This window comes from Curtobacterium sp. MEB011 (assembly GCF_030209655.1).
Lineage (GTDB): Bacteria > Actinomycetota > Actinomycetes > Actinomycetales > Microbacteriaceae > Curtobacterium > Curtobacterium poinsettiae.
On record NZ_JARVRN010000003.1, the window covers coordinates 128,392 to 148,207 of the forward strand.

Sequence of the window (19,816 nt, forward strand, 5' to 3'; positions counted from 1 at the left end):
ACCGACGATCGTCCGCAGCGCACCGCGCAGGGCCGCTCAGTCCGTCGCCGCACCCGTCAGCCGCTGCTCGCAGATCGCGGTGTCGTCGTCCTCGCGCGGGTAGGTCAGCGCCGCGAACCGCCCCTCGGGGTCGAGGCGCGTCAGGAGCGACGCCGCGATGCCGTCGAGCTGCGCGACCTGCTCGTCGGAGAGCGCGTCGATGACCACCCGGCGGGCGGTGCGGACGTGGTCCGGAGCGGCGTCGACGATGGTGGCGTAGCCGGCGTCGGTCAGCCGGACGTCGGTGGCCCGGCGGTCGGAGGTCGACGGGCACCGGGTGACGAGCCCGCGCTTCTCGAGCCGGGACACCACGTGCGACAGCCGCGGCAACGAGGCGTTCGTGGCCGAGGCGAGCGCGGACATCCGGAGGGTCCTGGTGTCGGTCTCGGAGAGCATCGCGATGACCATGTAGTCGAAGTGCGTCAGGTCGGCGTCACGCTGGAGCTGCTGGTCGAGCGCCGCCGGCAGGAGTTCCATGACGGCCACGAGCTTCATCCACGCGCGCAGCTGCTCGCGGGTGAGCCACGGGGTCTCGTCGATCATGGCCTGATCATACCGAAAGGTTGTCCCTTTAACCAGTGGTGCGCGCCGCGGCCGAACCAGACGGCCCACCTGCGCGACGCGACCGCAGCACCCCGACCACGAGCACGACCACCACGACGACGACGAGCGCCCCCTCGACGAGCAGCAGCCGCGTGCCGTAGTCGAACGGCAGCACAGTGGGGTTCTTCTGCCCGTGGTCCTTGGCCGCGATCTCCGGCAGCACCACCAGGGCGAGCACGCTGCCGAGCACGATCGCCGCCTGCACGACGACGAGCACCCAGGCCCGCAACGAGCGTCCGGCCCGACGCAGCAACAGCCCGGCACCGACCACGAACGGCGACAGGATCGCGTCGTGCAGCACCACCGCCGCGAGCAGCCACACCCCGAGCCCGCCGATGCGGTTCGGCGTGACGGACGTCACGAGCACGTACGCCCCGAACGCGATGACCAGCACACCGATCACCACGAGCACGATCCGCGCGGCCTTCACCGGAGCACCTCGATCTTCTCGATCCACTTGGTCTGCAGCACACCGGGCCGCCCCGGAGCGATGATGCGCGCCGGGAACCCGTGGTCCAGATCGAGTGTCGCGCCGTTCAGTTCGAGGGCGACGAGCGTCGTCGGGTCCTCGGCGTACTCCGGCCCCATGTCCATGATCCGGTAGCCGCCGTGCCGTTCCAGGCTCGTCACCCGCACGTGCGATCCCTGCGGCGCCTGCACGGCGTCGAGCAGGTCGCGCATCCGCACGCCCTTCCAGGTCGCCATCTGGCTCCAGCCCTCGACGCACGAGATCGGCAGGTCGACCTGCGCGGTGCCGAGCGCGACGAGTTCCGCCCGGACGAACGTCCGGCTCACGTCGTGGCCGACGACGGTGAGCGTCCAGTCGGCGGCGGTCGCAGTGGCGAGGACGCCGGCCGCCCGCGCGGTCCGGTTCACCGGCAACCCGTTCGCGCCGATGCCGCGGCCGCGGGCGCCGAACACGTTGAACGGTTCCGCGAGCTTCGAGGACTGCCCCGCCGTGAGCGCGACGACACCGACGGTCGCCGCCGTCACACCGGCGAAGAACCCGCGTCGGGCGATGCGCTGGCATCGTCCGGTGGCGGCTTCCGGCGTCGGCCTGGAGGCCCGGCTCGCCTCCCCCACGTCGGCCGCCGGCTGGGCGGGACTCGGCTCCTCGGACACCTCGCGGGTCTCCGGGGCCGTGTCCGGTCCGGTGGGACGGGGCTCGGCGCCGCCGGAGGCGGCGTCGACGCCGTCGATCCAGCGGAACACGCGGCCCAGCAGGCCGGGGGCGGTGGACCCGGTGGTCTCGGAGACCGCAGCGCGCGGGGCGGACGCTGGATGAGCCTCCAGACCGGGTGGGAGCAGTTCACTGCCGGACGCGGGGTCCGCGATGAACCGGCCGTGCACGTCGTAGGAGTCGCGCTTCCGCCAGTAGCGGGCGATGACCGGCAGCTTGGCGGCGATGTGGATGGCCAGCGAGCCGATGATCACGTAGGCCAGGGCGTTGTGCACCTGGCGGAACGGGAACGGCCACGGGTACCACTGGTACGTGTTGAGCAGGCCGGTGACGACCTGGATGATCGACGCGGACACGAGCACCGCGATCGACAGCCGCTCGAGCAGGTGCAGCACGCCGCGCACCGGCGGCACCTGCACCAGGGCGGGCATGACGGTGTTGAGCTTGGCGAGCAGCAGCGGGATGATCGCGATGCCGGTCGTGATGTGCAGGCCCTGCGTGAACTGGTACAGCTGCGTCGGACGGGTCGGGAACCGCATCCAGCCGAGCGGTTCCTGCAGCAGGTGGCTGTAGATCCCGGTGCCGAAGCAGATCAGGAACGCGATGCCGAGCAGACGCCCGAGCACCACCGCCGAGCGGGCGTTGCGGTTGGGGGACGCCAGAGCTGCTCGTCCGTCGTGCAGCAGGCGCTGGAGGCCGGATAGCCTCGACGGACCATGAGCGACCGACTGCGTGCCCTCCGACCGTCCCTGGCCGACGGCACCGCCGCCCGGATCGGCACGGTGCTGGCCGTCGTGGGAGTACTCGCCCTGTCGGGCGTCATCGCCGTCGGCGTCACGCATCTGGGGTTCCTCCGATCGGGCCATCGTTCTGCATTCGTTGCGTGGACGCTGATCGCTTGGACCGTCTTCGTCATCGCCGTGCTCGCGGTGCGCTTCGTGCCCGTCCGGTGGATGACCACCATGGTCATCGGCGGAGCGGTGGTGATCGGCATCGCTGCCCTGGTCGGCCCGCCGAACACGAGCACCGACTCCGCTCGGTACGCGTGGGACGGCATCGTCCAGCATGCCGGTGTCTCACCGTACGCGCACACCCCCCAGTCCGCGGCACTGTCCGGTCTGCGACCCGACTGGTTGTTCCCCGACAAGGTGGACGGCACGTGCGACCCGCTGAAGCCCCGGTTCCGCGGACTCGGCGACGGCGCCGACGGGCACTGCACCGCGATCAACCGGCCGGACGTCACGACGATCTACCCGCCGATGGCGCAGCTGTGGTTCGCGGCGGTGCGGTTCTTCGTGCCGGCGACGGCGCAGTACCTGCCGTTCCAGGTCGCCGGCCTGCTCGTGTCGCTCGGCGTGACCATCGGGCTCGTCGTGGTGCTCCGCCGGATCGGCCGTCCGACCTGGTGGGCGGCGCTCTGGGCCTGGTCGCCGCTCGTCGCGTCCGAGGCGGTCACCAACTCGCACGTCGACGTCGTCGGCGCCGCACTCGCCACGGCCGGTGTCGTGCTCGTCGCGTTCGGCAGGCCGATCTGGGGCGGGATCGCGCTCGGGGCCGCGACCGCGACGAAGCTCATCCCGGCGATCGTGTACCCACCGTTGCTCGGCCGCGGGCGGGCGTGGTGGGCGATCCCGATCGGCATCGCGGTGTTCGGGCTGCTCTACGTGCCGTACGTGCTGACGACCGGACTCGACGTGCTCGGGTACCTGCCCGGCTACCTGAACGAGGAGGGCTACGAGGACGGCTCCCGCTTCGCGCTGGTGTCGCTCGTGGTCAAGGGCGACGCCGGGACCCTGGTGGTCGGGCTCCTGGTCCTGCTGGCGGCGTTCGTCGCGTGGCGGTTGTCGGACCCGGCGCGCCCCTGGTCCGGCGAGGTCCTGATGATCGGCGTGACGTTCCTCGCCGTGACCCCGCGCTACCCCTGGTACGCGCTGCTGCTCATCCCGTTCGTGGTGCTGTCCGGGCGGTGGGAGTGGTTGTCGATCGGTCTGGCCATCGCGCTGCGCGGGGTGTGGCCGTCGGCGGACGCCTACCGGTGGTGGCTGCTCGCGGCCGTGGCGGTCATCGTGGTCGTCACGCTGCTGCGGACGAGCCGGTCGGACTGGCGCCGGTGGTGGGAGCGGCTGACGTTCCGGCGCGTGGAGCACGTACGCTGACGACCATGGCACCCGCGACCCTGCTCGGCACGACCGGCTCCGTGGACCCGGCTCCCACCGGGCTCGTCGACCGCTTCGGGCGTCGCGCCGTCGACCTGCGGGTGTCGCTCACCGAGCGCTGCAACCTGCGCTGCACGTACTGCATGCCCGCCGCCGGGCTGCCGTTCGCCCCCGACGAGGCCCTGATGACGGCGACCGAGATCGAGCGGCTGGTCCGGGTCGGTTCGGCGCGGTTCGGTGTCCGCAAGGTCCGGTTCACCGGCGGCGAGCCGATGCTGCGGCACGACCTGGTCGACGTGATCGCCCGGTGCGCCGCGCTGCCCGACGCCCCGGAGCTGTCGCTCACCACGAACGCGATCGGCCTGGCCCACCGCGCCCAGGGCCTGTACGACGCCGGACTGCGGCGCGTGAACGTGTCACTCGACACCGTCGACCCCGACGTCTTCACCACCGTGACCCGCCGCCCGTTCCTCGACAAGGTCATCGCCGGGCTGTCGGCCGCGCACGACGCCGGGCTCGACATCAAGGTGAACGCGGTGCTGCTGCGCGGGATCAACGACGAGGCCGCCCCGGAGCTCCTCCGCTGGTGCCTGGAGCGTGGCTACGAGCTGCGGTTCATCGAGCAGATGCCGCTCGACCCCGACCACGCCTGGGACCGCACCGAGATGATCACCGCGGCCGAGACCCGCGCGCTGCTGGCGACGTCGTTCGTGCTCACGCCGGACGACGCCCCGCGCGACGGCGCCCCGGCCGAGCGGTACCGCGTGCACGATGCCGTCACCGGCGAACCGCTCGGCACCGTCGGGATCATCGCGAGCATCACCGAGTCGTTCTGCGCCGACTGCACCCGCACCCGGCTCACGGCCGACGGCCACGTGCGCAGCTGCCTGTTCTCCGACGAGGAGACCGACGTGCTCGGGCCGATGCGCTCCGGGGCAGACGACGACCAGGTCGCCGAGCTGTGGCGGCTCGCGATGTGGGCGAAGCCCCGCGACCACGGTGACGACAGCGACGAGCTCGTGCACCCGACCCGCGGCATGAGCGCGATCGGCGGCTGAGCCATGACCACGATCCGGTTCTTCGCCGCGGCCCGGGCTGCCGTGGGTGTCGACTCGCTGACCACGTCGGGCGCCACCATCGACGCGGCCCTCGGAGCGATCGACACGGCTGCCGTGGCAGACCCTGCGCGCTGGAGTGCGTTGCAGGAGCGCTGCTCGTACCTGGTCGACGGTGTGACCACGCGCGACCGGGCGACCTCGCTGTCGGGCGTGGAGGTCGTCGACGTCATGCCGCCCTTCGCCGGGGGCTGAGTTCGGCGGCTGAGCGGCGCGCCCGTTCCTTCCCAGAACACCCGCGATGCCTGGTGCTTCCGGGCATACCTGGTGCGAACTTCCGACCAGGTACGCCCGATTCGACCAGGCACGCCCGGAACGACCAGGCTCCCGCCCCGCGCCCGCCCCGCCCGCGCCCTACGGCGAGACGGACAGGACGATGAACGCGGCGAAGATCACCAGGTGCACCCCGCCCTGCAGTCGCGTCGCACGACCGGGCAGCACCGTGAGCACCGCCGCGACGATCGTCAACGCGAGCAACACGATCTGCGACGGCCCGAGCCCGAGCAGCAGGGTCCCCGGCATGAACAGCGACGCGACCGCGATCGACGGGATCGTCAGCCCGATCGACGCCATCGCGGACCCCATCGCCAGGTTCAGGCTCGTCTGGATCCGGTTCCGTGCGGCGGCCTTCGACGCCGCGATGCCCTCCGGCAGCAGGATGAGCAGCGCGATGACGACACCGACGAACGACGGCGGGAACCCGACGGCGGCGACCCCGGCCTCGATCGCGGGCGACTCCACCTTGGCGAGTCCGACCACGGCGACGAGCGCGACGACGAGCAACCCGAGCGACACCATCGTGGTGCGGCCGGACGGGCGTGCGGCGTGGGCGTCCTCGGACTCGACGAGCACCCCGCCGGCACGGTTGACCGGCAGGAAGAAGTCGCGGTGCGCCACGGTCTGCGTGACGACGAACAACCCGTAGAGCACGAGTGACGCGATCGCGACGAACACCAGCTGCGTGCCGGTGAAGGACGCGTCGTCGGTGCCGGTGGTGAACGTCGGCAGCACCAGGGTCAGCACGGCGAGCGCGGCCACCGTCATGGTGGCGGCGCTCGCGCCCTCCTGGTTGAAGCGCACGGTGTTGTGCCGCAGGGTCCCGATCAGGATCGCGAGGCCGACGAGCCCGTTCATCGTGATCATCACCGCCGAGAACACGGTGTCGCGCGCCAGGGTCTCGGCCTGCGCACCGCCGGAGCTCGACAGCGAGATGATGAGCGCGACCTCGATGATCGTCACGGCGACGGCCAGCACGAGCGACCCGAACGGTTCCCCGACCCGGTGCGCGACGACCTCGGCGTGGTGGACGGCCGCGAGCACCGTGACCGCGAGCACGACGGCGACGACGACCACCACGGCGGTGCCGAGTCCGTAGCGGCCGTACGAGAACGCGAGCACGACGGCCGCCAGGATCGGCGTGGCCACGGGCCACACCTTGGGGAACCAGGAGGTCATCGGACCATTGTCTCAACCGCGGGGCGCGTACACCGCCACCTCGGCCGCGGGGACGTCGATGCGCACCGCGTCGCCGGGGACGATGCCGAGCGCGGTCAGCCGGGCGAGCGTCAGGTCCGCCACCAGGTCGCCGGCGCGGACGCGGACCAGTCCGTCGCGCGGCTCGAGCGACGAGACGGTGCGCGCGGCTCCGGCGCCGTCCCGCGTCAGCACGGCGGCCGTCGGGTGGAAGGCGGCCAGGGCGGGCCGGCCGGGAGGCACGGCGTGCGTCCCCGACGTCAGCGCGCCCCCGCCGTCGATCGCGATCCCACCCCCGGTGGCGGTCCCGCGCACCAGCGCGAGCCCGGAGAACGTCGCGGCGAACGCGCTGGTCGGACGACCGAGCACGGCCGCGGGGGTGCCCTGCTCGACGACCCGACCGCCCTGGAGCACGACGACGCGGTCGGCCAGGGCGACGACCTCGACCGGGTCGTGGGTGACGAGCACGGCGGGCCGGCCGGCGACCGCGGTCCGGAGCGCTGCGCGGACCTCGTCCTGCGCGCCGACGTCGAGCGCCGAGGTCGGTTCGTCGAGCAGCAGCACCGCGGGGTCGGTGGCGAGCGCGCGGGCGATCGCGACGCGCTGCGCCTGACCGCCGGAGAGCGTCCGGGGGTCGCGGGCGGCCAGGTCGGCGACCCCGACGGCGTCGAGCGCATCGCGGGCACGCTCCCGGGCGGCGGCGCGACCGGCGCCGGCGGCACGGGGTCCGAAGGCGACGTTCCCGACGACGTCGAGGAACGGGAACAGGTCGGGCCGCTGTGCGACGAGCCCGGTCCGGCGGCGGTGCGCGGGGACGGTGTGCCGAGGGTCCGACACCCGGACGCCGTCGAGTTCGATCCGGCCGGCGTCGATCGGCAGCAGTCCGGCCAGGGCCTCGAGCACCGTGGACTTGCCGGCACCGTTCGGCCCGATGACCGCCACGCACTCCCCCGCACGGACCTCGATCGTGACGTCGACGTCCCGCGACCCGACGACGACGTGCGCCCGGACGGCCACGGTTTCCGCGCCCGTCACGCCAGTGCTCCGCGGGTGCGGATCGACGACGCCCCGATGACCACGACGGCGACCACCACGAGCACGACGGCCAGGGCCACCGCGGTGTCCGGGTCGACCTCGCGCTGCAGGTAGACCTCGAGCGGCAGGGTCCGGGTGACCCCCTGCAGGCTGCCGGCGAAGGTCAGGGTCGCGCCGAACTCGCCGAGTGCCCGGGCGAAGCAGAGCACGAGCCCGGACACGATCCCCGGCAGGACCCGCGGCGTCGTGACGGTCAGGAAGGTCCGGGTCGGCCCGGCGCCCAGGGTCGCGGCGACCCGCTCGTACCGGTCGCCCTCGACACGGAGCGCTCCCTCGACCGAGGACACCAGGAACGGCATCGCGACGAAGGTCTGGGCGATGACCACCGCGGTCGTGGTGAACGCGATGTGCAGCCCGTGGTCGTCGAGGAACGCTCCGACCACCCCGAGCCGACCGAAGGCCGCGAGCAGCGCGAGGCCACCGACCACCGGCGGCAGCACGAGCGGCAGGAGCACGACCGCCCGTGCGACACCGACCCAGCGTGAGCGTGACCGCGCGAACAGCACGGCGAGCGGGTACCCGAGGACGAACGCGACCCCGGTGGCCGCGAGCGCCGTGCCGAGGCTGAGCCCGAGCGCGGTCAGCGACGCGGTGGAGGTCACGAGCCCGACGAACGACGACCAGTCCACCCGACCGAGCATCGCGAGCACCGGCACGACGACGAACAGTCCGCCGAGCACCGCGGGCAGCGGGAGCCACCACGCGACCGGCGGCCGTCCGTCAGTGCGCGGCGCCACGGGTCAGGGCTTCCCGAAGCCCGCGGCGGACAGCACGCGCTGCCCGTCAGTGGAGCGGACGTACTCCGCGAACGCCTTCGCGAGCTCCGGGTCGGCGGACTGCTGGAGCACGCCGATCGGGTAGGTGTTGACGGCGTCCCCGGACTCGACGAAGGGCACGCCGTCGACCTTGCCGTCCGCGCCGCGCACGTCGGTCACGTAGACCAGCCCGGCGTCAGCCTGCCCGGACTCCACCTTGCCGAGGACGTCGGTGACGGACTGCTCCTCGCTGACCGGGCGCAGGTCGACATCGGCGGCTCGCTCGACCTTCGCGGCCGCGGTACCGCACGGCACGGGGGCGGCGCACGTGACGAGTTGCACCCCCCGGGCGCGCAGGTCGTCGAGCCCCGAGATGCCCTTCGGGTTGCCGGGTGCGACCGCGATCTCGAGCGTGTTCGTGGCGAAGTCCTGCGGCGATCCGCTCGCCAGGTCGTCCGACGACAGCTTCGCCATGTTCGCCTCGTCCGCCGACGCGAACACGTCGGCGGGAGCGCCGTTCTGGATCTGGCTCACGAGGTCACTCGACCCGGCGAACGAGAACCGGATCGAGGCGCCGGGGTGCGCCTGCTCGTACTCCTTGCCCAGGGTCGTGAAGGTCTGCTGGAGCGACGCCGCGGCGAAGACGGTGATCGAGCCGGTCGGTCCCTCGGTCCCGGAGCCCGACGGCGTCGACGCGCCCGGGCCCGTGTCCGCAGCGGTGCAGGCGGCGAGCCCGGTCGAGACGGCGACCGCGAGGGCCAGTGCGGCGGCGGACCGGAGGCGACGACGACTCATCGCTCGTCCTCGTGTCGGGTGGGCGCCTCGACCGCGACCATCGTGGCCTTCACGGACGCCACCGCGACGGACCCGATCTCGAGCCCCAGGTCGCGGACGGCCTCGGCGCTCATCAGGGACACCACCCGGTGCGGGCCGCACTGCAGTTCGACCTGCGCCATCACGGTGTCGACGACCAGGTCGGTGACGATCCCGACGAAGCGGTTGCGGGCCGAGCTCGTCACCGCCGCTGCCGGGTCGGTCAGCTCGGAGCTGCGTTCCCGGGCGTACGCAGCGACCTCGCGCCCGTCGACCACCGCCCGCCCCGCGTCGTCCGTGGCGCGGGTGAAGGTGCCGCCGTCGACGAGCCGACGCACGGTGTCGTCACTGATCCCGAGGAAGGCCGCAGCGTCCCGTACCCGCAGTTGCGTCATGATCCACCGATCCTAGCCGCGGATGCGGCGGCCAGGGCAGTGCTGGTGACCGGGCTGGGTCAGGACCGGTGCTCGATCGCCACGGGCAGCCCCTCGCGACGCCAGGCCTCGAACCCGCCGTCGAGCACCGCCACGAGCCTCCCGGCCGGCTGTCTGGCCGCCCATGCGTCCGCACGGGGTCCGCGTGCGCAGTAGACGACGACCTCGTCCCCGCCGGTGTCGTCGGTGACGGCACCGGCGACCACGCCGGCCGCGCGTTCCTCGGCGGTCCGGACGTCGACGACGACCAGCGGGTCCGCCGGGTCCGCCACCCGGGCGGCCAGGGCGGACGGCGCGATGCGCGGCGGCGTGGCGGCGGCAGCGGTTGCCGGGCGACGCGAGGCGGGGCCGCGACGGACGGGGCTCTCGGTCCAGCGCCAGCGGCGGGCGTCGACGGTCAGGACGCGGCCGAGCAGGGGGTCGCCGGTGCCGGTGACCAGCGCGAGGACCTGCCCGGCCATCACCGCGCCGACCGCACCGCACAGGGCGGGGACGACCCCGTCGAGGGCGCACGACCCCTCGTCCGGCAGGGCGTCGGGGTGCAGGTCGTGGAAGTCGACACCGTCTCGTCCGGCGTCGCGGAAGACGCTGACCTGCCCGTCGTGGCCGAGCACGGTGCCCCACACGAAGGGCACACCGGCTGCGGCGCAGGCGTCCGAGACGGCGCGGGTGACCACGACCGAGTCGGCGGCGTCGACCACGACGTCGTGCCCGGCGACCAGGTCCGGCGTGAACGACCCGACCACCGCGACCGCGTCGAGTTCCGGGTCGACGGCGACGGCCCGGGCGACCGCGACCCGCGCCTTCGGCGAGCCGACGTCGGCCGCCGTGAAGAGCGTCTGCCTGGCCAGGTTCGAGGCGTCGACGACGTCCGGGTCGACGACCGTGAGCCGACCGATCCCGGCGAGGTACGCGACCACCGGCGCCCCGAGCCCGCCGGCCCCGACGACGAGGATGCGCGATGTGGCCAGGCGTCGCAGCCCGGTCGTCCCGACGTCGGCGAGCGCCGCGGTGCGCGAACCGAGCTGCGCCCGCCCCGGGGACAGCGCGGAGACAGGGGCGACGAGGGGTTCCATCCCGTCATTCTGGCCCGTCGCACCGAACTCGTGCATGTGAGAGTTCAGCGCCCGGACGCGGCGGATCCCCAGAGCAGATCGGTACGGTCGCGGGCGTGAGTTCCCCGCGTACCGGCACCGTCCCGATCCGACGCACGACGTCGGCTTCGTCGGTGCGCGCACGCGCCTGGGCGCTCGTCGTCGCCGCTGTCCGGGCCCTCGCACGGACGCCCGAGATCACCGTCGGCGCGCTCGGTGTCGTCGTCGTGGCCGCCTTCGCCTGGGTGCCGTCGGTCTGGTACGACGAGGCCGCGACCGTCGCGAGCGCACAGCGGAGCTGGCCGGCGCTCTGGGCCGAGCTGCAGAACGTCGACGCGGTGCACGGTCTGTACTACGCGGTGATGCACGTGTGGTTCACCCTGGTCGGGTACTCCCCCTTCACCCTGCGGTTCCCGAGCGCACTCGCCATCGGGGTGTCGGCCGGACTCGTCGTCGCCCTGGGCCGGCGGCTCGGTGGCGTCCGCCTGGGCGTCGTCTCCGGCATCGTGTTCCTGCTGCTGCCCCGCGTCGCCTGGGCCGGCGGCGAAGGACGCCCGTACGCCACCGTCACGACCTTCGCCGTCGCGCTGACCCTGGTCGGCATCACCGCGGTCCGACGCAGCCGGTCCGGGCACCACGCGACCCGGTGGTGGGTCGTCTACGGGCTGCTCGCCGTGCTGGCCGTGCTGTTCAACGTGTACCTGGCCCTGGCCGTCGTCGCGCACGGGGTCGTGCTGCTCTGGACGGCCGTCGCGGATCGTGCCGCGCGGCGCGACGCCGTGCTGTCCGAGCGCACCGGTCCGGTGCCGGCGCCGATGGTGGACCGCGCGGCGTTCGTCCGCTGGGGCGTCGCCGCCGTCGGGGCCGCGCTCGTGGTGTCACCGTTCATCGTCCTGGCGGCCGGGCAGGCCAAGCAGGTCGGCTGGATCACCGGCGTCGGCTGGGCGACGGTGCGACAGGTCGTCGCGACCGCCTGGTTCGGGGCCGTGTGGCCGTACGCGGCGCTCGGGTGGGTCCTGATGGGCGTCGCCGTCGTGCTCGCCGTCCGCGCGTCCCGGGGCCCCGCCCCCGCGGCCCGTGAAGCGCTGCGCATGCAGGCGGTCCGCGTCGCAGTCCCGCTGACGATCCTGCCCACCGCGCTGCTGGTCGGCGCGACCGCGGCCGGCGAGCACCTGTACACGCCGAAGTACGCCAGCCTGAGCCTGCCGTTCGTCGCGCTGCTCATCGGCCTGGCGATCACCGCGATCCGTCCCCGCCGGTGGGTGGCGCTCGCGGTCGTCGGCATGCTGCTGGTGTCGGCGCCGACGAGCACGACCGTCCGCCTGCCCCACGCCAAGCAGGACTCGCACTGGGCGAACGCGGCGGCGATCATCGATCGTGAGCGGGATTGGCGCACGGACCAGGAAGAGGGCGTCGTCTTCGGCAGCGTCTGGGGGCACCCGACCACCACCGCGCAGGTCATCGCCGACACCTACCCCGACGCGTTCACCGGCATGCGGGACCTCGCCGTCACGGAGACCGGCGCCGCACGCGGGCAGCTCTGGGACGTCAACGGCGACGTCGCGGAGACGGTACCCGCGCGGCTCTCCGGCATCGACACCGTGTGGTTCGTCGGCGGCAAGTCACGGAACATCCGGCCGCAGGTCACCGAGACGCTCGTGGCTCAGGGCTTCCACGTCGTGCGCTACTGGCACACCGGCACGGTCATCCTCTGGAAGTACAGCCGCTGACGGTGGGACGCCGACCGTCGGCCGACCGGGTCGAGCGTCGGGTCAGTGCACCACGCGTGCGCCGTGCACCGGTCCGGTGGCACGGAGTGCGACGAGCCCTGCGGCACTGAGCTCGACCTGCAGCTCGAGCGCGGCGTCGCGGTCACCGACCAGGAACGCCACGGTCGGGCCGCTGCCGGACACCAGGCCGGCCAGGGCACCGGACTTCTCACCGAGCTCCAGCGTCGCCGCGAGCCGCGGTTGCAGCCGCATGGCGGGCGCCTGCAGGTCGTTGTGCACGCAGTCCGCGAGCAGGTCGGGGTCGCCGGCGCGCAGGGCCTGCAGCACGTTCGCCTCGACCACGGGGTGCGAGGGCGCCGGGGAGATGTCGGCGCGGTACCGCTCCCGGTGCTCGTCGAGCGCACGGTAGACGGCGGGGGTCGACAGGCCGTCGTCGCTCAGGGCGAGGACCCAGTGGAACTCGCCCTTGGCCAGCGCCGGGCTCAGCTCGTCACCGCGCCCGGTGCCCACGGCGGTGCCGCCGGCGAAGGCGAACGGCACGTCGGCGCCGAGCTGCGCGCCGAGCCGGAGCAGCTCCTCGCGACCGAGCGCGGTGCCCCAGAGCGTGTCGACCGCGAGCAGGGTCGCGGCCGCGTCTGCGGAGCCACCGCCCATGCCGCCGGCGACGGGCACCTGCTTGTCGATGGTCAGCCGCACCCCACCGCGGTGTCCGGCCGCGTCGGCCACGAGCCGGGCCGCACGGATCGCCAGGTTCGACTCGTCGACCGGCACGGCACGCGTGTCGATCGGGCCGGTGAAGGTGACCGAGAAGTCGTCGGCGGCCTCGGCGGTGACGTCCTCGTACAGGGACACGGCCTGGTACGCCGTGGCGACGTCGTGGTAGCCGTCGTCCTGCAGCGCCCCGACGGACAGGAACACGTTGATCTTGCCGGGGGCGCGCGTCCGCACGCGGGTCGGGGCGGCCAACGTGGTCATGCCCCCAACCTATCCCGCTGCAGCTGCCGTGAAGCCCCGCGCCAGGTCGGCGGTGATGTCGTCGATGTGCTCCAGGCCGATCGACAGGCGGATGAGTCCGTCCCCCACCCCGGCGGCCGCCCGCTCGGCGGAGGTCATCTGCACGTGGGTGGTCGATGCCGGGTGCACGACGAGCGAGCGGACGTCCCCGAGGTTCGAGACGTGGTCGAACAGCTCGAGCGCCGCGACGAACCGCCGGCCTGCAGCGACCCCGCCGGCCAGGTCGAACGACAGCACCGCCGACGGCCCCTTCGGCACGTAGCGCTGCTGCAGGTGGTGCCACGGCGAGTCCGGCAGGCCGGCGTAGTGCACGTGCTCGACCTGGTCGTGCGCGTCCAACCAGGTGGCCACGGCGGCGGCGTTCGACACGTGCCGGTCCATGCGGAGCGACAGGGTCTGGACGCCCTGCAGCACCAGGAACGCGTTGAACGGTGCGATCGCGGGCCCGAGGTCGGCGGAGAGCTTCGAGCGGGTGCGCTGGATGAACGCCCGCCGCCCGAACTTCTCGGCGAAGTTCGTGTTCGCGAACCCGGACTGCTCGGCCGTGGCCAGCTGCGGGTAGGCGTCCGCGTGGGCCGCCCAGTCGAAGTTCCCGCTGTCGACGATGAGCCCGGCGATGGCGCTGCCGTGTCCGGCCAGGTACTTCGTCGCCGAGTGCACGACGATGTCGGCACCGTGCTCGATCGGGCGGACCAGGTACGGCGTCGCGATGGTGTTGTCGACGATGAGCGGGACACCTGCCCGGTGCGCGACGCCGGAGACCCCGGCGAAGTCCAGGACGTCCCCGCGGGGGTTCGGGATGGACTCGCCGAAGAACGCCTTCGTCTCCGGACGCACCGCCGCCGCCCACTCGGACAGGTCGGTCGGGTCCTGCACGAACGTGAAGGTGAGGCCGAGGTCCCGCAGCGTCGACGCGAACAGCGTGTAGGTCGCGCCGTACAGCGAGGCGCTCGACACCACGTGGTCGCCGGCGCGTGCGACACCGAGCACGGCCAGCGAGGTCGCCGCCTGCCCGGACGCCAGCGCCAGCGCGCCGATCCCGCCCTCGAGGTCGGCGATCCGGCGCTCGAGCGCTGCCGCCGACGGGTTGTTGACCCGCGTGTAGGTGTGGCCGGGGGCGTCGAGCATGAAGCGCGCGGCCGCGTCCTCGCCCGAGGGGTACACGTACGCGGCGCTCTGTGCGATCGGCGGCACGTTCGCGCCCCAGCCCGGGTCGGCCTTGAAGCCGGCGCGGATCTGGCGGGTCTCGAAGGCCCAGCCGTCCTCGGTGCTCACGAGACCGGCTCCGAGACACCCGCGGCGGTCGGGGTGGTCGGGGCCGTCGTCGGCGTCGGGGCCGTCGGCCGGACGAGTGGGATGACCTGCTCGCCGAACCGGTCCATCTCCTCGAGCTGTGGCGAGAACTGCAGCAGGAGCGTGTCGACGCCGGCGTCCTCGAACTCCTTGATGCGGTCGGCCACCTGCGAGGGGGTGCCGACGAACCCGGGGCGCAGGCCGCGGTTCGACACCGAGTAGTCCTCGAGCGAGGGCACGTGCTCGAGCTGCGACTTCGAGATGAAGTCCTGGTACGACTCGTACGCCGTGCCGTGCTGCACGTCGGTGATCCGGGCGAGCTCGGCCTGCGCCTCTTCCTCGGTCTCCCGGACGATGACGTAGGCGGCCATGCCGAACGCCTCGAACGGCGGCAGCCCGGCGTCGACGCGGCGGCGCTTCATCTCGTCGATCTTCGCGCGGAGCTCCGGGGCCGTGCCGCCGTGGGTCAGGTAGGCGTCGGCGTACCCGGTGATCGCGGCCTTGCCGGCCTCGCTCTCACCACCGGCGTAGATGCGCGGCGTCACGCGGGGCTTCGGCTCGAGGTGGGCGTTCTCGATGTCGTAGTACTCACCCGAGAACGAGTACGGGGTCTCGCGCCACAGGCCCTTCATGACCTCGACGAACTCCGCGGTGCGCTTGTACCGGTCGTCGTGCTCCGAGAAGATCCCGCCGTACTGCTTCGCCTCCTCCGCCCACCAGGCGCTCACGACGTTGAAGGTGAACCGGCCGCACGAGATGTCGTCGATCGTCGCCGCCTGCTTCGCCGTCACCGCGGGCAGGTGGTAGCCGGGACGCATCGCCGCCATGATCTCCAGGCGCTCGGTCGTCGCCGCGATGGCCGCCGCGAGGGACCACGCCTCGAGCGAGGGCGCCGCCGTGCCCTTGATGTCGTTGAGGTTGAGCTCCGGCACGAGCGTCAGGTCGAAGCCGATCCGTTCGGCGCGCTGCGCCAGGCGCTTCACGTAGTCGAAGGTGACCGGCATGTTCTCGTTGTCGACGTTGCGCAGCCAGCCGCCGAAGAGCGGGGTCCAGTATCCGAATCGCACGTGGGTTCCTTGGGGGTGTGGGAAAGGGGACTGGAGGCCCGTGGCGGGCCCGCCACGGGCCTCCAGTCCGGTGGTCCTTGCGGTCTCAGGCCGTGAGCTCTGCGGCGTACTCGGCCGCCAGCAGGCCGCCGAGGTACTTCGCGATGGAGCGCGGGCCGGAGGCCGGCGCGGACTCCTCGACAGCAGGGTTGTAGTTCGTGTTCGTGTTGATGTCGTAGACGACGGTGCGGCCGTCCGTCGTCTCCATGAACTCGACGCCCGCGATGGTGATTCGCTGGTCGGCGAGGAACGTGCGGAGCTGCTGGACCAGCGGGTGGCCAGCGGTGATCTCGGTCCGGACGGCGAACGCCGGGGGCGCACCGGCGGTCTCGGTACCGGGCACGTCGCAGACGGCGCCGGCAATGGCCTGGGGCACCTCGCACGCGTCGGCGGGGCACAGTTCGAAGCTGCCGGCGCTGGTGTCGACACGGACGGCGTAGACGAACTCGCCGCCGACGAACTCGACGCGGGTGATGAAGGGTTCGCGAGCCGTCAGGTACTCCTGCAGCAGCGTGATGCCGTCGACCGGGGCCTCGAACTCGGGGCTGTCGACGTAGGCGTCGAACTCGGCGAGCGAGTCGAAGCGCCGCACGCCCAGGCCCTTGCCGCCCTGGTTGTGCTTCGTGATGAACGGGACGTCCTGGCCGTTCGTGAAGTCCTTCGCCGCCTGCTTGAGCGTCGTCGTGCCGAACACGGCGGTGGTGCGGGGCACGTCGAAGCCGGCCTGCTGCAGGAGGCCGTGCTGGGCGACCTTCGACACCTCGAGCTCGAGCACGTGACTGCCGCCGACGACCTGGCGACCCGCTCGCTCGAGCCACCCGAGGACGGCGCGGGTGTACTCCTTGCTGTGCTCGTGGCCGCGGGTGTGGGAGCTCGCGGACATGCGGCTCCAGTACACGCCGGGTGCCGGCTCGGCCGCGAGGTCGATCTGCCCCTCGGTCAGCAGGATCTCCTCGACCGGGACGCCCTCGGCCTCGAAGGCGGCGGCGAGCGGCGGGAACCACTCGGGGTTCTCGTGGATGACGTACACGCGCGGAGTGCTCACGCCCCCACCCTAGGCACGGTATACCGCACGCGGCCAAGTGTGTGACGCGGCGTTGCTTCTCGGCGGCGGGGCGGTGCGGGTCGGGCGGGCGGGGCGGGTCGCACGGTGCGCGCTTGTCCGGTCGGTGCGAGGTTGGTCGCTCGGTGGCGGACTGTAAGGCGGCACCAAGCGGTCGACGATGCACGGGCTCACCAACCTGGCACCGTGCGGGGTCGACCAAACTCGCACGAGCCGAGCGAACGCGCACCGTGCGAGGTCGTCAGCCGGCGAAGGTCTGCTGTCCGACGACGCCGAGGAGCTCGAGCTTCTGCGCGTCCTCTGATCCTGGAGGCGCGGTGAACAACAGCAGTGCCTGCGCCTGGTCGTCGGTGTGCAGCACCTGGCAGTCGACGGTGATGCGCCCGAGCGCCGGCTGCACGATGGTCTTGTTGTCCGACCAGCGGGTGGCCACCTCGTGCTTGGCCCAGAGGTCGCGGAACTCGGGGCTGCGCGTCTGCAACTCGGCGACGAGTTCGGTCGCCCGACGATCGCCCGGGCCCGCGAGCCCCACCGCCGCCCGCAGCGACGCCACCACGACCCGGGCCAGTCGCTCGTGTTGCTCCGGCGCGTACTTCGCGAGCTCGTTCCCGGTCACGAACCACCGCCACGCCTGGTAGCGCTCGTTGCCGGGCAGGCTGACGGACGACCCGAGCAGTGCCGCCGCGAGCCGGTTCTCGACCAGGGTCTCGCCCAGGTGGCTGACGACGATCGCCGGGGTGTCCTCGAGCCGGTCGAGCACCCGCAGGATCGCCGGGTCGACGTGGTCGGCGCGGTGCATCCGGGTCGGGGCGTTCTGCCCGGCCAGGTGGAACAGGTGGTCGCGCTCGTCGAGGCTGCACCGCAGGGCGCGGGCGATCGCGGCGATCATCTGCTCGGACGGCTGCGGGCCACGCTGCTGCTCGAGTCGCGTGTAGTAGTCCACGGACATGCCGGCGAGGGCAGCGACCTCTTCACGGCGGAGCCCCGGAGTCCTGCGTCGCGGGCCCTGCCCGAGGCCGACGTCCTCGGGGCGCAGCAGCTCGCGGCGACGGCGGAGGAAGTCGGCGAGTGCGGCACGGTCCATGGGTCGATCATGGTCCGGTTCGTGGCGAGGTGCCAGGGATCGCCGATCCCCCGATGACCGCGCTCTGGTTGTGACCCCGTCCGCGGAGCATCGTGGTGGTCATGGACATCACGAACTCCACCGTCTTCATCCCCGGCGCGACCTCGGGCATCGGTCTCGCGCTCGCCCAGCGCCTGCAGGCCGCCGGCAGCACCGTCGTCATCGGCGGCCGTCGCCAGGCTCTCCTCGACTCCCTCGCCGCCGAGCACGGCTTTGGCACCGTGCAGATCGACGTCGCCGATGCGTCGTCGATCGAAGCCGCTGCCACCTCGGTGCTCGAGGCCTACCCGTCGCTCGATGCCCTGATCACCATGTCGGGGATCATGCGCGACGAAGACCTCCGCGACCCCGGGCACATCCACGATGCCCTCGAACTCGTCCAGACGAACCTGGTCGGCACGATCCGGCTCATCGACGCGTTCCTGCCGCACCTGCTCGCCCAGCCCTCGGCCACCCTGATGACCGTGACGTCCGGTCTCGCGTTCGTCCCGCTCACCGCGTCGCCGACGTACAGCGCGACGAAGGCCGGTGTGCACGCCTACACGCAGGCCCTGCGCCAGCAGCTCGTCGGTTCGTCGCTCGAGGTGCTCGAGCTCGCCCCGCCGGCCGTCATGACCGACCTGATGGGCGGCGCCGACTTCGGTGGGATGCCGCTCGACGCCTTCGCCGACGAGGTCATGGCGCTCATCGAGTCCGGTGCTGCACCGGAGATCCTGGTGCAGAACGTGCACCCGCTGCGCTTCGCCGAGCGGAACGGCAACCACCAGCAGATCCTCGAGATGATGGCGTCCCGCGAGCACTGACCCGGGTGCCTCGAATGTCGCGGTCAGCTGGTACGCAGGCGTCGCGGCGGGGCGGTCACCGGGCGAGGGACGGACTACTCCGCAGCCGCCAGGACCGTCCGCCCGAGCCGCACGAAGTCGTCCACACCGATCGCCTCGCCCCGGGCGGTCGGGTCGATGCCCGCCGCCGTCAGCACCTCGGACGCGTGCGCACTGCCGCCGAGCACCCCGGACAGGCTCTGCCGCAGCATCTTGCGCCGCTGCTGGAACGCGGCGTCCACCAGCGTGAACACCCGCGACCGCAGACGCTCGTCACCCGGGGGCTCGTGCCGGTCGAAGGCCACTAGGACGCTGTCGACGTTCGGCACCGGCCAGAAGACCTGCCGGCTGACCAGCCCGGCGGTGCTCCACGACCCGTACCAGGCGGCCTTGACGCTCGGCGAACCGTAGACCTTGCTGCCGGGGCCGGCGGCGAGCCGGTACCCGACCTCAGCCTGCACCATCACGAGCGACCGCTCGATCGACGGGAAGGTCGCGAGCAGGTGCAGCAGCACGGGCACGGAGATGTTGTACGGCAGGTTCGCGACGAGGTGCGTCGGCTCGACGTCGAGGTCCGTGGCGGCGACGGTCATGGCGTCCTGCTGCACGACCGTCAGTCTGGCGTGGGGCTGCATCGACGACACCGTCGACGGCAGTTTGGCGGCCAGGCGCTTGTCGATCTCGACCGCGGTGACGGGGGCGCCGGTCTCGGTCAACCCGAGTGTCAGCGACCCGAGCCCCGGGCCGATCTCGAGCACCTGCGCCGACGGGGTGACGCCGGCGACGGACACGATGCGCCGCACGGTGTTGGCGTCGTGCACGAAGTTCTGGCCGAGCTTCTTCGTCGGGGTGACGTCGAGTTCGGCCGCGAGTTCCCGGATCTCTGCCGGGCCGAGCAGGGCACCCACG

Annotated in this window: 20 protein-coding genes; 5 read left to right on the forward strand and 15 right to left on the reverse strand. The window is 72.6% G+C overall.

From position 1 onward, the window contains the following. Window positions 1–36: 36 nt before the first annotated feature. The 3 genes from QRN30_RS04620 to QRN30_RS04630 are packed head-to-tail and all read right to left on the reverse strand — an operon-like array spanning window position 37 to window position 2,451. Complete coding sequence (locus tag QRN30_RS04620; RefSeq protein WP_056070231.1) at window positions 37–582, reverse strand: MarR family winged helix-turn-helix transcriptional regulator; 546 nt, start codon at window positions 580–582, stop codon at window positions 37–39. Window positions 583–610: 28 nt separating this feature from the next. Beyond that, window positions 611–1,072: a hypothetical protein gene (locus tag QRN30_RS04625; protein ID WP_284760555.1), complete on the reverse strand. Its 462-nt coding sequence runs from the start codon at window positions 1,070–1,072 to the stop codon at window positions 611–613. Next, window positions 1,069–2,451, reverse strand: coding sequence for a molybdopterin-dependent oxidoreductase (locus tag QRN30_RS04630; protein ID WP_284760556.1), 1,383 nt, complete (start codon window positions 2,449–2,451; stop codon window positions 1,069–1,071). Before QRN30_RS04630 ends, QRN30_RS04625 begins: the two co-directional genes overlap by 4 nt. 87 nt (window positions 2,452–2,538) lie before the next feature. Here QRN30_RS04630 and QRN30_RS04635 point away from each other — a divergent pair, with 87 nt between their 5' ends. The 3 genes from QRN30_RS04635 to QRN30_RS04645 are packed head-to-tail and all read left to right on the forward strand — an operon-like array spanning window position 2,539 to window position 5,288. Further along, window positions 2,539–3,978, forward strand: coding sequence for a glycosyltransferase 87 family protein (locus tag QRN30_RS04635; protein ID WP_082509546.1), 1,440 nt, complete (start codon window positions 2,539–2,541; stop codon window positions 3,976–3,978). Window positions 3,979–3,983: 5 nt separating this feature from the next. Beyond that, window positions 3,984–5,036, forward strand: a complete 1,053-nt coding sequence (moaA, locus tag QRN30_RS04640) for a GTP 3',8-cyclase MoaA (RefSeq protein ID WP_284760557.1) — start codon at window positions 3,984–3,986, stop codon at window positions 5,034–5,036. A gap of 3 nt (window positions 5,037–5,039) precedes the next feature. After that, complete coding sequence (locus QRN30_RS04645; RefSeq protein ID WP_042540574.1) at window positions 5,040–5,288, forward strand: MoaD/ThiS family protein; 249 nt, start codon at window positions 5,040–5,042, stop codon at window positions 5,286–5,288. A gap of 159 nt (window positions 5,289–5,447) precedes the next feature. Here QRN30_RS04645 and QRN30_RS04650 read toward each other — a convergent pair whose 3' ends face one another. The 6 genes from QRN30_RS04650 to QRN30_RS04675 are packed head-to-tail and all read right to left on the reverse strand — an operon-like array spanning window position 5,448 to window position 10,739. Next, window positions 5,448–6,548 carry a calcium:cation antiporter gene (locus QRN30_RS04650; protein ID WP_017888287.1) on the reverse strand — a complete coding sequence of 367 codons (1,101 nt, stop codon included), beginning with the start codon at window positions 6,546–6,548 and terminating at the stop codon, window positions 5,448–5,450. A gap of 12 nt (window positions 6,549–6,560) precedes the next feature. Further along, window positions 6,561–7,601, reverse strand: a complete 1,041-nt coding sequence (locus tag QRN30_RS04655) for an ABC transporter ATP-binding protein (RefSeq protein ID WP_284760558.1) — start codon at window positions 7,599–7,601, stop codon at window positions 6,561–6,563. Further along, complete coding sequence (locus QRN30_RS04660; protein WP_017888284.1) at window positions 7,598–8,398, reverse strand: ABC transporter permease; 801 nt, start codon at window positions 8,396–8,398, stop codon at window positions 7,598–7,600. Before QRN30_RS04660 ends, QRN30_RS04655 begins: the two co-directional genes overlap by 4 nt. Before the next feature lie 3 nt (window positions 8,399–8,401). Then, window positions 8,402–9,211, reverse strand: a complete 810-nt coding sequence (gene modA / locus QRN30_RS04665) for a molybdate ABC transporter substrate-binding protein (protein WP_262159372.1) — start codon at window positions 9,209–9,211, stop codon at window positions 8,402–8,404. Continuing rightward, on the reverse strand, window positions 9,208–9,624 hold the full coding sequence (locus QRN30_RS04670) for a TOBE domain-containing protein (protein WP_017888282.1): 417 nt from the start codon (window positions 9,622–9,624) through the stop codon (window positions 9,208–9,210). The genes modA and QRN30_RS04670 overlap by 4 nt, the downstream gene beginning before the upstream one ends. A gap of 59 nt (window positions 9,625–9,683) precedes the next feature. Further along, a complete protein-coding gene (locus QRN30_RS04675; RefSeq protein WP_284760559.1) occupies window positions 9,684–10,739 on the reverse strand; it encodes a ThiF family adenylyltransferase in 1,056 nt (351 codons plus the stop codon). A 95-nt stretch (window positions 10,740–10,834) separates the two neighbouring features. On the opposite strand from QRN30_RS04675, the gene QRN30_RS04680 reads away from it, so the two are divergent. Continuing rightward, the gene (locus QRN30_RS04680; RefSeq protein WP_262117948.1) at window positions 10,835–12,487 is read left to right on the forward strand and encodes a glycosyltransferase family 39 protein; all 1,653 of its coding nucleotides are present in this window, start codon (window positions 10,835–10,837) and stop codon (window positions 12,485–12,487) included. 42 nt (window positions 12,488–12,529) lie between these two features. Here QRN30_RS04680 and QRN30_RS04685 read toward each other — a convergent pair whose 3' ends face one another. From QRN30_RS04685 to QRN30_RS04705, 5 genes are all read right to left on the reverse strand, one after another. Then, entirely contained in the window at window positions 12,530–13,462 is a 933-nt protein-coding gene (locus QRN30_RS04685; protein ID WP_284760560.1) for a 4-(cytidine 5'-diphospho)-2-C-methyl-D-erythritol kinase, read from the reverse strand. Between the two features lie 9 nt (window positions 13,463–13,471). Continuing rightward, window positions 13,472–14,776, reverse strand: coding sequence for an O-acetylhomoserine aminocarboxypropyltransferase/cysteine synthase family protein (locus QRN30_RS04690; protein ID WP_042540559.1), 1,305 nt, complete (start codon window positions 14,774–14,776; stop codon window positions 13,472–13,474). Beyond that, on the reverse strand, window positions 14,773–15,861 hold the full coding sequence (locus QRN30_RS04695) for an LLM class flavin-dependent oxidoreductase (RefSeq protein WP_056070206.1): 1,089 nt from the start codon (window positions 15,859–15,861) through the stop codon (window positions 14,773–14,775). Before QRN30_RS04695 ends, QRN30_RS04690 begins: the two co-directional genes overlap by 4 nt. Before the next feature lie 85 nt (window positions 15,862–15,946). Continuing rightward, window positions 15,947–16,945: an ATP-grasp domain-containing protein gene (locus QRN30_RS04700; protein WP_042540556.1), complete on the reverse strand. Its 999-nt coding sequence runs from the start codon at window positions 16,943–16,945 to the stop codon at window positions 15,947–15,949. Window positions 16,946–17,204: 259 nt separating this feature from the next. After that, window positions 17,205–18,047 (reverse strand): helix-turn-helix transcriptional regulator, encoded by an 843-nt coding sequence (locus QRN30_RS04705; RefSeq protein ID WP_284760561.1) that lies wholly within the window; start codon window positions 18,045–18,047, stop codon window positions 17,205–17,207. A gap of 101 nt (window positions 18,048–18,148) precedes the next feature. On the opposite strand from QRN30_RS04705, the gene QRN30_RS04710 reads away from it, so the two are divergent. Next, window positions 18,149–18,889: an SDR family oxidoreductase gene (locus tag QRN30_RS04710; protein WP_140448830.1), complete on the forward strand. Its 741-nt coding sequence runs from the start codon at window positions 18,149–18,151 to the stop codon at window positions 18,887–18,889. 74 nt (window positions 18,890–18,963) lie between these two features. On the opposite strand, the gene rsmA is transcribed toward QRN30_RS04710, so the two are convergent. Further along, complete coding sequence (gene rsmA / locus QRN30_RS04715; protein WP_140448829.1) at window positions 18,964–19,815, reverse strand: 16S rRNA (adenine(1518)-N(6)/adenine(1519)-N(6))-dimethyltransferase RsmA; 852 nt, start codon at window positions 19,813–19,815, stop codon at window positions 18,964–18,966. Window position 19,816 lies beyond the last annotated feature (1 nt).

Excerpts from the sequence above, each read along its gene's own strand:
- QRN30_RS04620 (WP_056070231.1), bottom strand. The coding sequence starts at position 582 with ATGATCGACGAGACCCCGTGGCTCACCCGCGAGCAGCTGCGCGCGTGG.
- QRN30_RS04635 (WP_082509546.1), top strand. The coding sequence starts at position 2,539 with ATGAGCGACCGACTGCGTGCCCTCCGACCGTCCCTGGCCGACGGCACC.
- moaA (WP_284760557.1), top strand. The coding sequence starts at position 3,984 with ATGGCACCCGCGACCCTGCTCGGCACGACCGGCTCCGTGGACCCGGCT.
- QRN30_RS04645 (WP_042540574.1), top strand. The coding sequence starts at position 5,040 with ATGACCACGATCCGGTTCTTCGCCGCGGCCCGGGCTGCCGTGGGTGTC.
- QRN30_RS04650 (WP_017888287.1), bottom strand. The coding sequence starts at position 6,548 with ATGACCTCCTGGTTCCCCAAGGTGTGGCCCGTGGCCACGCCGATCCTG.
- modA (WP_262159372.1), bottom strand. The coding sequence starts at position 9,211 with ATGAGTCGTCGTCGCCTCCGGTCCGCCGCCGCACTGGCCCTCGCGGTC.
- QRN30_RS04670 (WP_017888282.1), bottom strand. The coding sequence starts at position 9,624 with ATGACGCAACTGCGGGTACGGGACGCTGCGGCCTTCCTCGGGATCAGT.
- QRN30_RS04675 (WP_284760559.1), bottom strand. The coding sequence starts at position 10,739 with ATGGAACCCCTCGTCGCCCCTGTCTCCGCGCTGTCCCCGGGGCGGGCG.
- QRN30_RS04685 (WP_284760560.1), bottom strand. The coding sequence starts at position 13,462 with ATGACCACGTTGGCCGCCCCGACCCGCGTGCGGACGCGCGCCCCCGGC.
- QRN30_RS04705 (WP_284760561.1), bottom strand. The coding sequence starts at position 18,047 with ATGGACCGTGCCGCACTCGCCGACTTCCTCCGCCGTCGCCGCGAGCTG.
- QRN30_RS04710 (WP_140448830.1), top strand. The coding sequence starts at position 18,149 with ATGGACATCACGAACTCCACCGTCTTCATCCCCGGCGCGACCTCGGGC.